Annotated in this window: 15 protein-coding genes; 7 read left to right on the forward strand and 8 right to left on the reverse strand. The window is 66.5% G+C overall.

Annotated elements, in window-relative coordinates; genetic code table 11:
- Positions 1-28: 28 nt before the first annotated feature.
- Positions 29-247 carry a twin transmembrane helix small protein gene (locus tag QP457_RS02015; RefSeq protein WP_089238223.1) on the reverse strand — a complete coding sequence of 73 codons (219 nt, stop codon included), beginning with the start codon at positions 245-247 and terminating at the stop codon, positions 29-31.
- A gap of 57 nt (positions 248-304) precedes the next feature.
- Here QP457_RS02015 and QP457_RS02020 point away from each other — a divergent pair, with 57 nt between their 5' ends.
- From QP457_RS02020 to cyoE, 4 genes are read left to right on the forward strand one after another with little or no spacing between them, the layout of a single operon-like run.
- Positions 305-1,021: an SURF1 family protein gene (locus tag QP457_RS02020; RefSeq protein ID WP_205406168.1), complete on the forward strand. Its 717-nt coding sequence runs from the start codon at positions 305-307 to the stop codon at positions 1,019-1,021.
- Between the two features lie 50 nt (positions 1,022-1,071).
- Positions 1,072-1,641 carry a hypothetical protein gene (locus QP457_RS02025; RefSeq protein WP_089238227.1) on the forward strand — a complete coding sequence of 190 codons (570 nt, stop codon included), beginning with the start codon at positions 1,072-1,074 and terminating at the stop codon, positions 1,639-1,641.
- 10 nt (positions 1,642-1,651) lie between these two features.
- A complete protein-coding gene (locus tag QP457_RS02030; protein ID WP_205406169.1) occupies positions 1,652-2,815 on the forward strand; it encodes a COX15/CtaA family protein in 1,164 nt (387 codons plus the stop codon).
- A 4-nt stretch (positions 2,816-2,819) separates the two neighbouring features.
- On the forward strand, positions 2,820-3,713 hold the full coding sequence (gene cyoE, locus QP457_RS02035) for a heme o synthase (RefSeq protein WP_099821342.1): 894 nt from the start codon (positions 2,820-2,822) through the stop codon (positions 3,711-3,713).
- Positions 3,714-3,920: 207 nt separating this feature from the next.
- Here cyoE and QP457_RS02040 read toward each other — a convergent pair whose 3' ends face one another.
- The 6 genes from QP457_RS02040 to rpsU form a co-directional block, all read right to left on the reverse strand.
- Positions 3,921-4,892 (reverse strand): bile acid:sodium symporter family protein, encoded by a 972-nt coding sequence (locus QP457_RS02040; protein ID WP_099782541.1) that lies wholly within the window; start codon positions 4,890-4,892, stop codon positions 3,921-3,923.
- Positions 4,893-4,919: 27 nt separating this feature from the next.
- On the reverse strand, positions 4,920-5,420 hold the full coding sequence (locus QP457_RS02045; RefSeq protein ID WP_180167643.1) for a protein tyrosine phosphatase family protein: 501 nt from the start codon (positions 5,418-5,420) through the stop codon (positions 4,920-4,922).
- Between the two features lie 26 nt (positions 5,421-5,446).
- Positions 5,447-7,186, reverse strand: a complete 1,740-nt coding sequence (gene dnaG, locus QP457_RS02050) for a DNA primase (RefSeq protein ID WP_205406170.1) — start codon at positions 7,184-7,186, stop codon at positions 5,447-5,449.
- A 59-nt stretch (positions 7,187-7,245) separates the two neighbouring features.
- On the reverse strand, positions 7,246-8,094 hold the full coding sequence (locus tag QP457_RS02055; protein ID WP_240196691.1) for a YihY/virulence factor BrkB family protein: 849 nt from the start codon (positions 8,092-8,094) through the stop codon (positions 7,246-7,248).
- Positions 8,095-8,294: 200 nt separating this feature from the next.
- A complete protein-coding gene (locus QP457_RS02060) occupies positions 8,295-8,738 on the reverse strand; it encodes a GatB/YqeY domain-containing protein (protein WP_099821346.1) in 444 nt (147 codons plus the stop codon).
- 133 nt (positions 8,739-8,871) lie between these two features.
- The gene (gene rpsU, locus QP457_RS02065) at positions 8,872-9,087 is read right to left on the reverse strand and encodes a 30S ribosomal protein S21 (protein WP_002808376.1); all 216 of its coding nucleotides are present in this window, start codon (positions 9,085-9,087) and stop codon (positions 8,872-8,874) included.
- Positions 9,088-9,254: 167 nt separating this feature from the next.
- On the opposite strand from rpsU, the gene tsaD reads away from it, so the two are divergent.
- Positions 9,255-10,280, forward strand: coding sequence for a tRNA (adenosine(37)-N6)-threonylcarbamoyltransferase complex transferase subunit TsaD (gene tsaD, locus QP457_RS02070; RefSeq protein WP_099821347.1), 1,026 nt, complete (start codon positions 9,255-9,257; stop codon positions 10,278-10,280).
- Positions 10,281-10,321: 41 nt separating this feature from the next.
- On the opposite strand, the gene QP457_RS02075 is transcribed toward tsaD, so the two are convergent.
- Positions 10,322-10,984 carry a hypothetical protein gene (locus tag QP457_RS02075; protein WP_205406171.1) on the reverse strand — a complete coding sequence of 221 codons (663 nt, stop codon included), beginning with the start codon at positions 10,982-10,984 and terminating at the stop codon, positions 10,322-10,324.
- A gap of 365 nt (positions 10,985-11,349) precedes the next feature.
- Between QP457_RS02075 and folB the strand changes: the two genes are divergently transcribed.
- Both folB and QP457_RS02085 read left to right on the forward strand, forming a co-directional pair.
- On the forward strand, positions 11,350-11,703 hold the full coding sequence (gene folB / locus QP457_RS02080; RefSeq protein WP_025878255.1) for a dihydroneopterin aldolase: 354 nt from the start codon (positions 11,350-11,352) through the stop codon (positions 11,701-11,703).
- 92 nt (positions 11,704-11,795) lie between these two features.
- A complete protein-coding gene (locus QP457_RS02085) occupies positions 11,796-13,067 on the forward strand; it encodes a mechanosensitive ion channel domain-containing protein (protein WP_205406172.1) in 1,272 nt (423 codons plus the stop codon).
- The last annotated feature ends 104 nt before the right edge of the window (positions 13,068-13,171 follow it).

Raw genomic sequence — 13,171 nt, forward strand, 5'->3', positions numbered from 1 at the left:
CGCCGGCGCTGCCTGGTCTGACGTGGGGTCAGCTGCCGATGCCGTGCGGTTTGATCCAGCCCATGTAGATGCACACGATCACCAGTACGATCAACGCCACCGACACTCCGATGCGGCGGGTCAGTGCATTGACCGTGCGCTTGGTCTGGCCGCGGTCCACCAGCAGGTAATACAGGCCGGCGCCCAGATTCCAGACGATGACGATCAGAAACGCGATTACCAGCAGGGTCTTCAGCGAATCACTCATGCGCGGCTCGAGGGCAGGGTGGATGTGCCTATCTGACCGCGTTTGCGCGGACTTGTCATGATGCGCCAGCACACGCGCCTGATTGGATGGCTGATGGCGCTGCTGGCAATGGCCGGATTCACCGCGCTTGGCCTGTGGCAGCTGCAGCGGATGCATACCAAACAGGCGTTGCTGGATGCGCAGGCGCCGGCCGTGGCGCAGGCGATGCCGTTGGCACAGGCGCTGGCGGCGCAGGGCGCGCTGCATGGCGTGGCCGATCACGGTCGCTTCCTGCCGGGCGTGGTGCTGCTCGACAACCAGACCCGCCACGGCCGCGCCGGAGTGAAGATCTATCGTCCGTTCCGCAGCGACGCGGGCAGCGTGTTGCTGGTGGACCTGGGCTGGCGCGCGCTGCCGCCCGACCGCACGTTGCCGGAGGTGGCGGCACCGCCGTCGCCGGTGGACGTGCGTGGCCTGTTGGCACCGCCCCCTTCGGCCGGCTTGGCGCTGGGGCCGGCGTTCACCACCACCGATGTTGCAGGGCGCTGGTTGGCCAGTCGCCTTCCTGCCGATGGCCTGGCCGCCGCGCTGGGCCTGCCGTCGTTGCCCGAGCGCGTGCTGCGGCTGGATCCGGCGTTGCCGTTCGGTGATGAGCGCGATCTCGACCTGCTGCCGAACACGCTGCCGCCACAGCGCCACCTGGGTTATGCCGTGCAGTGGTTCGGGCTGGCGCTGAGCGTGCTGGTGGTGGCGCTGGTGCTGGAATGGCGCAGGCGGCGGCCCGGTGCCCGGTAGTGGCGGCCGCTGGCCGGCATCCCTTTCCCAACCATGAGAAAATGCCCCGCATGAACACTGCTACCTCCCCGCAGGCGCGCGGCAATGGCCGCCGGACCCTGGTGCTGCTGTTCGCCGTTTTCTTCGGGGCGATGGCGCTGGCCGCCATCCTGCGTTTCTCGGGTTGGCAGCCGACTGCGCATCGCAACAGTGGTCAATTGCTGAAGCCGCCGGTGGATCTGCGCCAGCAACCGCCGACGCTGGCCAATGGCGCGGCCTACCCCTGGAACCCTGACGCGCGCACGTGGCGCCTGCTGGTGGCACCGGCCGGTGCCTGCGACGCGCAGTGCGTCACTTTGTCGCAGGGACTGGGCAAGGTGTGGCAGCTGTTCGGCCATAACGCCGATAATGTCGAGATCCTGTGGCTGGGAACGCCACCGGCGTCGATCGCCTCGCTGCCTGCGCTGCGGCCGCTGGCCCCGTCGCCAGCCCTGCGCGCGGCGCTGCCCGGTGTCGATGATCCGGCGGGTCTGCCGGTCTACGTGATCGATCCGAACGGCTTCGTGATCATGCGTCATGCCCCCGGGAGCGATCTCGGAGGCCTGCGCAAGGACATGGCCACGTTGCTGAAACTGAAGTGAGTCCCGTTTGATGAGCCTTTCCGCGCGTCCGGCGCTGCACCGCAATTTCCACCGCCTGGCGTGGTTCGCCATGATCATGACCGCGAGCACGATCATGTTCGGCGCCTTCGTGCGCCTGTCCGATGCCGGCCTGAGCTGCCCGGACTGGCCGACCTGCTATGGGCAGGCGACCTGGCCGCAGCACGTGGAAGAGACCATCGGGCATCCGGCGGCGGAGATCCGTCCGCTGGAAACGCACAAAGCCTGGCGTGAGCAGGTGCACCGCTTCCTGGCCGGTGCGCTCGGCATCGAGATCCTGACCCTGGCCCTGTTGGCCACGCGCAAGCGGCGATTCGGCAGCACGGCCGTGGTCACCGCCTGCGTGCTGGTGGCTGCGGGCATACCGCTGTACATGATGGGCTGGCATGGAACCGCCAGCGCGCTGGCACTGATCGGCGAGGCCATCCTGCTGATCGCGGCACTGCGCTGGAGCAACATCGACCTGGCGCGCGCTGCGCTGCTGACGCTGGCGGTGGTGATCTTCCAGGCCCTGCTGGGCATGTGGACGGTGACCCTGCTGCTCAAGCCGATCGTGGTGATGGGCCATCTGCTGGGCGGCATGCTGATGTTCGGCCTGCTGGTGTGGATGGCGTGGCGTGCCACGCACATGCCGATCACCCTGGCCGAGGCGCCGAAGCTGAAGTGGCTGCTGCGCATCGGTGTGGCGGTGCTGGTCACCCAGATCGCGCTCGGCGGCTGGGTCAGTGCCAACTACGCGGCACTGGCGTGCGGCGGCGGCAGCGCCTCGCTGGACAACTTCCCGCGTTGCGCCAACCAGTGGTGGCCGCAGCACAACTTCGCCGAGGGCTTCACCCTGTGGCGTGGCATTGGCGTGGACTACGAAGGCGGCGTGCTCGACGGTGCCTCGCGCATCGCCATCCAGATGGCCCACCGCCTGTTCGCGATTGTCGTTGCCGTTTACCTGCTGTGGCTGGGCCTGCGCCTGTTCCGGCTGCCGAGCATGCGTGGCTGGGCCTCGGCCTTGGTCGCGCTGCTGGTGCTGCAGGTCACCCTCGGCATCCTCAATGTGAAGCTTGCACTGCCGCTGGAAGTGGCAGTGGCGCACAACGGCGTTGCCGTTGCCCTGTTGTTTGTATTGGTCAGCCTGCTGGCCCGCCTGCGTGCCCCGGACTGATTCCATGTTTTCCAACTATCGCCAGTACTGGGACCTGACCAAACCCAAGGTCGTCGCCCTCATCGTCTTCACCGCTTTGGTCGGCATGGTCCTGGCCATTCCGGGTGTGCCCAGCTGGGAGCAGGTGCGTGCCGGCCTGCTCGGCTTCCTTGGCATCTGGCTTGCCGCCTCTGCAGCTGCAGCCATCAACCAGCTGCTGGATGCGCACATCGATGCGCAGATGGCGCGTACCTCGTGGCGACCGCTGGTGGTGGGCAAGGTCAAGCCATGGCAGGTGCTGGTATTCGCCGGCGTGCTGATCGTGCTGTCGATGGCGATCCTGGTGCTGTGGGTGAACTGGATCACCGCGGTGCTGACCTTCGCTTCGCTGATCGGCTATGCGGTGATCTACACCGTCTACCTGAAGCGTGCGACCTCGCAGAACATCGTCATTGGTGGTCTGGCCGGCGCGATGCCGCCGATGCTGGGGTGGGCGGCGGTGACCGGCATGCAGGGCTCGTCGGACTGGGCGTACTCGTCGCTGCTGGTGTTGATCATCTTCATCTGGACGCCGCCGCACTTCTGGGCGCTGGCGATCTTCCGTCGCGAGGACTACGCCAAGGCGGAAATCCCGATGCTGCCGGTTACCCATGGCGTGGTGCACACGCGCAAACAGATCATGGCGTACTCGGTGGTGCTGGCACTGGTCTGCCTGCTGCCGTACCTGGTCGGCATGAGCGGGGCGTTCTACCTGGGCGGTGCGATCGTGCTCAACGCCGTGTTCCTCTGGTACGCCTGGCGCATGCTGAACCCGCCGGACGAGCTGTTCTCGATGAAGATGTTCAGCTACTCCATCGTCTACCTGATGGCGCTGTTCGCCTTCCTGTTGGTGGACCACTGGATCCTGCCCTGGTTGTGATGGGCTGAGGCATCCACGCATGGCGTGGATCTACCCGGGCATCAGCCGAGCATGGGCTCGGCTCTACAGTAGATCCGCGCTATGCGTGGATGATTTCCCGCAGCAGCCCGCACGTTCAGTAGATCCACGCCGTGCGTGGATGTTTTTCCCGCAGCAGCCCGCGCGTTCAGTGGATCCACGCCATGCGTGGATGATTTCGCGGTTGGGTCAGGGCGCGCGCTTGGCGTAGCGCTGGGCGATCACGCCGCAGACGATCAGCTGGATCTGGTGGTAGATCATCACCGGCAGCACGATCGCGCCGAGGCTGCCGCCAGCGAACAGCACCTTGGCGATCGGTACGCCCGTGGCCAGGCTCTTCTTCGAGCCGCAGAACACGATGGCGATCTCGTCTTCGCGGTTGAAGCGCAGGCGGCGGGCGATGAAGGTGATCAGCGGCATGGCGATGCCGAGCAGTACCGCGGCCACGACAGCCACCGCGAACAGCGAGAGCAGCGGTGTCTTGCTCCACAGCCCTTCAGTGACTGCTTCGCCGAACGCCGAGTACACCACCAGCAGGATGGTGGCCTGGTCGGTGTAGCGCAGCAGCGCGCGCTGCTTTTCCACCCAGCCGGCGATCCATGGCCGCAGCAGGTGGCCGGCCACGAACGGCACCAGCAACTGAAGCATGATGCCGCCGATGGCATGCAGCGGGTCATGCACGCCGCCGGAGGTACCGGCCAGTGCGGTCAGCAGCAGGGGCGTCAGGAACACACCGAGGATGCTCGACAGCGAGGCACTGCACACCGCCGCTGGCACGTTGCCGCGCGCCATCGAGGTGAACGCGATGGACGACTGCACGGTGGACGGCAGGGTGCACAGGAACAGCACGCCCAGGTACAGCTCGGGCGTCAGCAGCCAGCCCGACAACGGCTTGAACAGCAGCCCCAGCAGCGGGAACAGGATGAAGGTGCAGGCGAGGATCGTCAGGTGCAGGCGCCAGTGCAGCATGCCGCCGATGATCGACTCGCGCGGCAGGCGCGCGCCGTGCAGGAAGAACAGCGCGGCGATGGCGACGGTGGTGACATCGTCGAGCACCAGGGCGGCGGCGCCTTTCATCGGCAGCAGCGAGGCCAGGCCGACGGTGCACAGCAGGGCGAGGGTGAAGTTGTCCGGTCGCAGGCGCGACCACCAGCGGGTCATGGTGGATAGGCTCCTTGGTGCGGGGAATCAGTGGGTTGGAGAAGGGATGGCCAGGCGCTCGCGGGTGGCCGCTTCCAGCGACTTCAGGCCGGCACGCTGGCCCAGTTGCAGGGCCTGTTCCGGGCTGGCGTGTTCGTAGCGCGCGTTGAGCAGGCCGAGCACGGCACCGGCGCGGTTGCCGGAAGCGCAGTGCAGCAGCACCGGCCCCTGGCTCTGCTGCAGGGCCTGGTGCACGGCGCGCACGTTGGCGGCATCCAGGCCCTCGGCACCGGCCACCGGAATGCGTACATAGCGCAGGCCCAGCGCTTCGGCCTCGCGTGTTTCATCGAAGCCGCGATCTTCATCAGGTTGGCGCAGGTCGATCACCGTGCGCACGCCCTGTGCCGCCAGTTCGCGCAGTTGCGCGGCCGTGGGCTGGCCGCCGGCGTAGAGGCCGGGGCGGACTTCAGCAAGGGCGGGGTCCGCAGCCCAGGCCGGCAGAACCGGGCAGAGCGACAACAACAGCAGGCAGGTCAGGCGCAGCAGCATGGTCTCTCCGGGGCTGTGTTCTGCCGCTACAGGCGCAGATTGGCGCGGGCCTTGAGCAGCTCGCGCATCTCGTACTTGTCAGTATCGTCCAGACCCTGTTGTCGCTGCTTGGCGTTAAGGTCGTCGATCCGCTGGAACAGCAGCTGCTTCTCCAGCTGCCCGACCGCGTCATGCAGTTCCACCGTCCACATCGCTTCATCGCCCGCCAGCGTCTGCGCGGCCAGGGTGTGCAGCGAGGCCTGTTCTTCGCGGCCGTCGAAATGCTCCAGCAGGGCGCCGGTACTGATGTCCGGGCGTTGTTCGACCAGCCCCAGCAGTTCGAGCAGCAGCTCCACGCCCGGCAGGCGCAGGCCCTGGAAGTGGTGCTTGCCGCCCAGGGTCAGGGCCAGCGACGGCTGCTGCAGCAGCACGGCGATCGCGCCGCGCACCAGGCTGCGCTTTGCCACTGGCTGGATCGTGCGCGGCGCGGCGCGTTGAGGCATCTGCGGGCGGCCCGCCTGCGCGTTGCCGCCCAGGCCGGTCAGCTGTCCCAGCTGCTGTTTCATCAGGTCGCCGAACGCGCCGTCGGGAATCTGCGCGAGCATCGGCTTGGCGCGCTCGGCCAGCCGTGCCTTGCCGTCCAGCGTGCCCAGGTTGATTTCGCGGGTCAGCTCGTCGAAGAAGAACTGCGACAGCGGTGTGGCCTGTTTCAGGCGCTCATCGAACGCCTCGGCGCCTTCCTTGCGCACGATGCTGTCCGGGTCTTCGCCATCGGGCAGGAACAGGAAGAAGGCCTGGCGGCCGTCCTTCATGCGCGGCAGCACCGATTCCAGCGCTTTCCAGCCGGCGCGGCGGCCGGCGGCGTCGCCGTCGAAGCAGAAGAACACGTCCGGCGCGTTGCGGAACAGCAGCTCGGCGTGGTCCGGCGTGGTTGCCGTGCCCAGCGTCGCCACCGCCTGGGTGACGCCGAACTGGAACAGCGAGACCACGTCCATGTAGCCCTCGACCACGATCAGGCGCTCGATCTTCTGGTTGGCCTGGCGCACCTGCCACAGGCCGTACAGTTCGCGGCCCTTGTGGAACAGCGCGGTCTCGGGCGAGTTGAGGTATTTGGGGCCGTCGTCCTTCTCGAACACGCGCCCGCCGAAGGCGATCACCCGGCCACGGCGGTCGAAGATCGGGAACATCACCCGGTCGCGGAATTTGTCGTAGACGTGGCCGCGGTCGTTCTTGGAGAACAGGCCGGCGCGGTCGAGCAGCTTCATCCGCCGCTCGTCCTTGCCCAGCGCATCGCGCAGGCCGCTGTAACCATCCGGCGCATAGCCGATCTGGAAGCGCGAGCGGTTCTCTTCGTCCACGCCGCGGCCGTCGAGGTAGCTGCGCGCTTTCTCGCTGCCTTCCAGGTTCTTCTGGAAGAACTTGGTTGCCGCGTCCAGCGCGGAGTACAGCTCGCGGCTGTCATCCTGCTGCTGGGCACTGCGCGGGTTCTCGCTGCGCGGCACTTCCATGCCGGCGCGCTTGGCCAGTTCGTCCACCGCGTCGAGGAACTCGAGGCGGTCGTAGTTCATCAGGAAGCTGATCGCGGTGCCGTGCGCGCCGCAGCCGAAGCAGTGGTAGAACTGCTTGGTCGGCGAGACCGTGAACGAGGCCGAGCGTTCGTCATGGAACGGGCAGCGTGCCGCGTACTCCTTGCCCTGGCGCTTCAGCGGCACGCGGCTGCCCACCACCTCGACAATGTCGGAGCGGGCCAGCAGGTCGTCGATGAAAGCGTCGGGGATACGGGCCATGGGCAACAGGACGGGGCGCGGCCGCCAGGGCGCGCTGCGGGGGCGGCAAGTCCCCTAGTTTACTCGCTGGCGGTGGCTGGGCCGGTTTCCTGTGGGGCCACATCGGCGCTGGCCAAGCGTGCACGTGCGTACTGGCGTTCGTCGATCACCGCGGTCATCAACGCACCGACGAAGAACACGGCAGTGGCGTAGTAGATCCAGACCAGCGAAATCACCAGTGCGCCCATCGAGCCGTAGGCGCTGCCGGGGGCAACGGTGCTGATGTAGACGCCGATGCCATAGCGGCCGAGGGTGAACAGCAACGAGGTGATGGCGCCGCCGATGAACGCCTGGCGCCAGGCCACGCGCCGGTCCGGCAGGTAGTGATAGAGGAAGGCGAAGGCCAGCGTGTACAGCAGCAGTGATGTCAGGTAGCCGATCGCGGGCAGCACCGAGGGCAGCTGCGCGAACACCACCTGCAGTGCGGTGGTGGCAGTCATCGACAGGATCAGCAGGAAGCCCAGTGCCAGCACCACGCCGAAGGAGAACACGCGCTTGCGCAGCCAGGCCTTGATCCCGTCCAGGCGCTGCCCGCTGGTATGGAAGATCCGGTTCAGCGCGTTCTGCAGCTGCGCGAACACGGCGGTGGCGCCGACGAACAACAGCAACGTGCTCCAGACCCCGGCCAGCGAACCGACGCTGGGCTGGCTGTTGGCGTTGTGCAGCACGGTGTCGGCGACGCTGGCCACGCTGCTGCCGGCCACCGAGCCGATCTGTCCGATCAGTGCCTGCTGCGCCGGTGGATACAACGAGGCGGTCAGCCACAGCAGCAGCACCAGCAGCGGAGCCATCGACAGCAGGGCATAGAAGGAGACCGAAGCGGCCTGGGTCAGCACGTCGATTTCGACGAAGCGCTTGGCCACCGCCATCGGGAAGCTGTCCTGCAGGCGATCAGCGTAGTGGCGAAGCCGTGCGGGGATGCCGTGGGGACGCGTGTCGGTGGGGGCGTTGGATTGCTCGACCATGGGGATGTTGTAGCAGCCGGGGGTCGAAGGGGCGGTGAAACGGGTGCATCAATGGGGTCAGAGCCCTTCCGCGATGCGGAAGGGATCCGACCCTGGATGCTGGCTTACGCCAGCTGCTGCTTGACCAGCTTGGACACCAGGCCCATGTCGGCCTGGCCGGCGAGCTTGGGCTTCAGTGCGCCCATCAGCTTGCCCATGTCGGCTGCGCTGCTGGCGCCGGTCTCGGCGATGGCCGCCTGGATCGCCGCGACGATCTCGGCTTCGCCCATCTTGGCCGGCAGGTAGGCTTCGATCACCACGATCTCGGCGCGCTCGATTTCCGCCAGGTCTTCGCGGTTGGCCGCTTCAAACTGGCTGACCGAGTCCTTGCGCTGCTTGACCATCTTGTCGAGCACGGCGATCACAGCGGTGTCGTCGAGCTCGATGCGCTCGTCGACTTCCTTCTGCTTGATGGCCGCGTTGATCAGGCGGATGACGCCCAGCTTGTGCTTTTCGCCGCCCTTCATGGCGGCCTTCATGTCTTCGGTGAGCTGCTGCTTCATGCTCATGGCGAACCTCGTGGTGGTGGTGGGGCAGGGCGGACGCCCAGGCCCGGAAACGCAAAAAGCCGGCGACGCTCGCGCGTGCCGGCTTCGACTCCATCGCGGCAGGGAATGCCCACCGCAATGAAGATGCGTCCGATCAGTACAGGCGCTGACGCTTGGTAACGTCGCGCGAGGAACGGCGCAGCTGACGCTTCACAGCAGCGGCGGCCTTGCGCTTACGCTCCTGGGTCGGCTTTTCGTAGAACTCGCGCTTGCGGGTTTCGGCCAGCACACCGGCCTTTTCGCAAGTGCGCTTGAAGCGGCGAAGAGCAAACTCAAAGGGTTCGTTCTCGCGGACTTTGACGCTGGGCATGGAATCTCCGGGACACAGTAGAACCGGGTCACGCCCGGCGAGCCGCACATTATAGTGGCGAATAAACAAACTGCAAGCCACAAATCCTGAATAGGGGCAAGTTGTTGGATTGCAGTGAGACCTGCAAGTTCCCCCGAGGGGCTGGCAGGGGCGTCATAATAGCAGGCATGCGAGTCCTTGGCATCGAATCTTCCTGTGATGAGACCGGCGTGGCGGTGTATGACACCGATCTGTCCGGCAGCGCGGCCCTGCGCGCCCATGCGGTCTACAGCCAGATCGCCCTGCACGCCGAGTACGGCGGTGTGGTGCCCGAGCTGGCCAGCCGTGACCACGTGCGCAAGCTGCTGCCGCTGGTGCGGCAGACGCTGGCCGAAGCCGGCCTCGGCGTGAACGACATCGACGGGGTGGCCTATACCGCCGGCCCCGGCCTGGTCGGGGCGCTGCTGGTGGGCGCCGGCGTGGCCCGGTCGCTGGCCTGGGCACTGGAGGTGCCCGCCGTGGGCGTGCACCACATGGAAGGCCATCTGCTGGCGCCGCTGATGGAAGACGACCCGCCGCAGGCCCCGTTCGTGGCCCTGCTGGTGTCCGGCGGCCATACCCAGCTGGTGGCCGTCGATGCGATCGGCCAGTACCGCCTGCTGGGCGAAACCCTGGACGACGCGGCCGGTGAAGCCTTCGACAAGACCGCCAAGATGATGGGCCTGCCGTACCCCGGCGGGCCGCAGCTGGCCAAGCTGGCCGAGCAGGGCACGCCGGGCGTCTACCGCTTCACGCGGCCGATGACCGATCGCCCGGGCCTGGATTTCAGCTTCTCCGGCCTGAAGACCCAGGTCCTGATGGCCTGGCGCGACAGTGACCAGAGCGAGCAGACCCGCGCCGACATCGCCCGTGGCTTTGAAGACGCCGTGGTCGAGACCCTGTCCATCAAGTGCGAGCGCGCGCTGGAAGCGGCTGGCACCAATGTGATCGTGGTGGCCGGCGGCGTCGGCGCCAACAAGCGCCTGCGCGCACGCCTGCAGCAGATGGCCGAGCGCCTCGGCGGCCGCGCCTGCTTCCCGCGGCCGGCGCTGTGCACCGACAATGGCGCGATGATTGCCTTCGCTGGCGCATTGCGTCTGCAGGCCGGCCAGCACAGTCCGCCGAAGGTGGAAGTGACCCCGCGCTGGGACATGGCAACCCTGCCGGCCGTCTGAGCCGGACCTGTTCCTGTCGTGCCGGCCGCTGGCCGGCAACGTCATCGACGTTTGCCAAGCAGCGGCGAGGCCGCCAGCACCGTCGTCGCTCGTTCATGGCGCTGCAGCCAGCCAAGGGTGTGCGGGCAACGGGCGTGGATCAGCCGCCCGATCGCGGCCAGGTCGGCACCGATGTCACGTTCAAGGATGGGTTCGTGGTGGGCGATGCGGTTGCGCAGGTTGCGGATGCGTCCGATGTCTACGTGCATGGCTTTTCTGATGACACTGGGATGAGCCGAAGGCGCATGGCGCAGTACGCCGTTGAGTGCCGGAATCCACAGCGTGGAGTCGAAGCGACAGGTGAACAGCTGTTGCCAGAACACCATTGGCAGGTTGGCGACGATCTCGGATGTACTGGTCGCGCGACACGCTGCCTGTTCCAGCGCCGTCCTGGCAAATGCGGATGATGATGCCGGGAGCCTGCGTCGGAAGGCATCATTCCACGGCCATCGCGGACCATGCTGCCGCGCCAGTACCGATGCCGCTGCATTGCGGATGACCACTTCGCAGAGGTGGACCGGCATCATCAACGCACCGCACATCCGCATGTTCCAGAGGTACAGGGATTCGGCAGTGACGTCAGGGTTGCAGGTCGATGCGATTCTCTCGTAGGTCGACAGACGCTCCGCTGACAGCGCGCGTCTCAATGCATCGTATGCAGCCATCGTGATGTGCGCTGGTGTGGGGAAGACCGATGTTGGCCAAGGATGCAGTCGGCCACCATCAGGGAACGCCTTTGTGTACGTGGCCGATTTCCCGCGTTCAAGCTGAGGACAAGATGTTGGTCTGCGTTGTCGCACATGGCCTTGACCCGCAGTTTGGTTCCTGCCTAATCTGATCACCTGCGCCACCGGGACTTGCGGCTTGAGAAAGCTCCCCCCGGGGACAAACGGTAGTACCAAAGGGCCCCGCTAGCAGGGCCCTTTGTCTTTTCCAGCCCCTGTGAATGCCCGGCGGCCCATCGCCCGTTCCGGGCAGGCTCACCGCCGTCCCGTTACCATGACCGCCTGTTTTCCGGCTGGTAACCGCAATGGACAAGGTTTTCATCGAAGGGCTGACGATCGACGCCCTGATCGGGATCTACGACTGGGAGCGGCGGATCCGCCAGGACCTCGTGTTCGATCTGGAGATGGGCTTCGACAACCGTCGTCCGGCGGCCAGCGATGACATTGCCCACACCCTGAACTACAAGGCGGTCAGCAAGCGCCTGGAGCAGTTCGTGCGCGAATCGGAATTCGGCCTGGTCGAAACCCTGGCCGAGCGCTGCGCGCAGATCGTGCTGGACGAGTTCGACGTGAAGTGGCTGCGCCTGAAGCTGAGCAAGCCCGGGGCGGTGCGCGGCGCGCGCGCGGTCGGCGTGATCATCGAACGCTCGCGGGACTGACCTGAGGGGGCCGGCCGCTGGCTGGCACCCCCCGGTAGTGCCGGCCGCTGGCCGGCAACCTCAAGAACACTGATACAGACAGGAGACAACCGATGGTGGACGCAGTGGTGGCGGTACAGTGGCTGGAACAGCTGCAGAACACACTGGAACCCTATCCTGGCGCCTACCTGGCGTTGATGATCTCGGCCCTGCTGATCGCAGCTGGCCTGGCCAACTGGGTGACCAAGCACATCCTGGTGCGCGGCCTGCGACGCCTGCTGCAGCGCCTGCCGGGCGCCGAGTCCGGGCGTGGCAGCCACCTGATGCGGGTCATCGCGCGCCTGTCCAACGTGGTGCCCAGCCAGGTGATCGCCTCGGGCATCACCCTCATTCCCGACCTGCCGCCAGGCCTGGTCAACGTCATCATCAAGCTGTGCATCGTGTGGGCGGTACTGACCGTATCGATGGCGTTCTCGCATGCGCTGGATGCGGCCAACAGCCTGTACGAGCGCAAGCCCGATGCACGCAACAAGCCGATCAAGGGCTACCTGCAGGTGGTCAAGATCGTGGTGTTCGTGGCCGCGGGCCTGTCCATCGTCGCCACCCTGCTGGGGGTGAAGCTGGGCCCACTGGTCACCGGCCTGGGCGCGGCCACCGCGGTGCTGATGCTGATCTTCCAGGACACCATCCTGTCACTGGTGGCCAGCGTGCAGATCAGTGGCGATGGCCGCGTGCGCATCGGCGACTGGATCGAGATGCCCAGCCAGAACGCCGACGGCGATGTCATCGATATCGCCCTGCATACCGTCACCGTGCAGAACTTCGACAAGACCATCACCACCATCCCGACCAAGAAGCTGGTGACCGAGTCGTTCAAGAACTGGCGCGGCATGCAGGAAGCGGGTGGGCGCCGGATCAAGCGCGCGCTGTATCTGGACCAGCACAGCGTGCGCTTCATGGAAGAGGACGACCTGGCCTTCCTTGGCCAGTTCGCCCTGCTGGGCGACTACCTGCGCGGCAAGCAGCAGGAGCTGGGCCAGTGGAACGGGCGCCTGCGCGAGCAGGGCGTGGCCGAGGTCAACAGCCGCCGGGTGACCAACCTGGGCACGTTCCGGGCGTACGTGGAGCGCTATCTGGCCAGCCACCCGGGCATCCACACCGACATGACCCTGCTGGTGCGCCAGCTGCAGCCGACCACCGAAGGCCTGCCGCTGGAGCTGTACTGCTTCACCCGCAGCACCGCTTGGGGCGAGTACGAAGCGGTGCAGTCGGACATCTTCGACCACCTGCTGGCGATCCTGCCGGCCTTTGGCCTGCGGGTGTTCCAGGCGTCCAGCGACGCCATGTTGATGGCCGGGCAGCGCCAGTTGGCCGGCTCGGAGTAAGCTGCGATGCCCCCGGCCGGACCGTACGGATCCGGCTGGTGGCTGAAACTGAATGACGAAACCTCTCGCCAAATCGTCCGGGATCGCTAGAATGCCGGGCTTGT

It is taken from the genome of Stenotrophomonas sp. As-7, from assembly GCF_030291015.1.
GTDB classification, from domain to species: domain Bacteria; phylum Pseudomonadota; class Gammaproteobacteria; order Xanthomonadales; family Xanthomonadaceae; genus Stenotrophomonas; species Stenotrophomonas lactitubi.

What these genes read in the sequence shown, in the direction of transcription:
- QP457_RS02060 (WP_099821346.1), bottom strand. Translation starts at nt 8,738, where the DNA reads ATGAGCATGAAGCAGCAGCTCACCGAAGACATGAAGGCCGCCATGAAG.
- QP457_RS02075 (WP_205406171.1), bottom strand. Translation starts at nt 10,984, where the DNA reads ATGGCTGCATACGATGCATTGAGACGCGCGCTGTCAGCGGAGCGTCTG.
- rpsU (WP_002808376.1), bottom strand. Translation starts at nt 9,087, where the DNA reads ATGCCCAGCGTCAAAGTCCGCGAGAACGAACCCTTTGAGTTTGCTCTT.
- QP457_RS02015 (WP_089238223.1), bottom strand. Translation starts at nt 247, where the DNA reads ATGAGTGATTCGCTGAAGACCCTGCTGGTAATCGCGTTTCTGATCGTC.
- dnaG (WP_205406170.1), bottom strand. Translation starts at nt 7,186, where the DNA reads ATGGCCCGTATCCCCGACGCTTTCATCGACGACCTGCTGGCCCGCTCC.
- QP457_RS02040 (WP_099782541.1), bottom strand. Translation starts at nt 4,892, where the DNA reads ATGACCCGCTGGTGGTCGCGCCTGCGACCGGACAACTTCACCCTCGCC.
- QP457_RS02085 (WP_205406172.1), top strand. Translation starts at nt 11,796, where the DNA reads ATGGTGGACGCAGTGGTGGCGGTACAGTGGCTGGAACAGCTGCAGAAC.
- QP457_RS02055 (WP_240196691.1), bottom strand. Translation starts at nt 8,094, where the DNA reads ATGGCGGTGGCCAAGCGCTTCGTCGAAATCGACGTGCTGACCCAGGCC.
- QP457_RS02025 (WP_089238227.1), top strand. Translation starts at nt 1,072, where the DNA reads ATGAACACTGCTACCTCCCCGCAGGCGCGCGGCAATGGCCGCCGGACC.
- cyoE (WP_099821342.1), top strand. Translation starts at nt 2,820, where the DNA reads ATGTTTTCCAACTATCGCCAGTACTGGGACCTGACCAAACCCAAGGTC.
- QP457_RS02030 (WP_205406169.1), top strand. Translation starts at nt 1,652, where the DNA reads ATGAGCCTTTCCGCGCGTCCGGCGCTGCACCGCAATTTCCACCGCCTG.
- tsaD (WP_099821347.1), top strand. Translation starts at nt 9,255, where the DNA reads ATGCGAGTCCTTGGCATCGAATCTTCCTGTGATGAGACCGGCGTGGCG.
- folB (WP_025878255.1), top strand. Translation starts at nt 11,350, where the DNA reads ATGGACAAGGTTTTCATCGAAGGGCTGACGATCGACGCCCTGATCGGG.
- QP457_RS02020 (WP_205406168.1), top strand. Translation starts at nt 305, where the DNA reads ATGATGCGCCAGCACACGCGCCTGATTGGATGGCTGATGGCGCTGCTG.
- QP457_RS02045 (WP_180167643.1), bottom strand. Translation starts at nt 5,420, where the DNA reads ATGCTGCTGCGCCTGACCTGCCTGCTGTTGTTGTCGCTCTGCCCGGTT.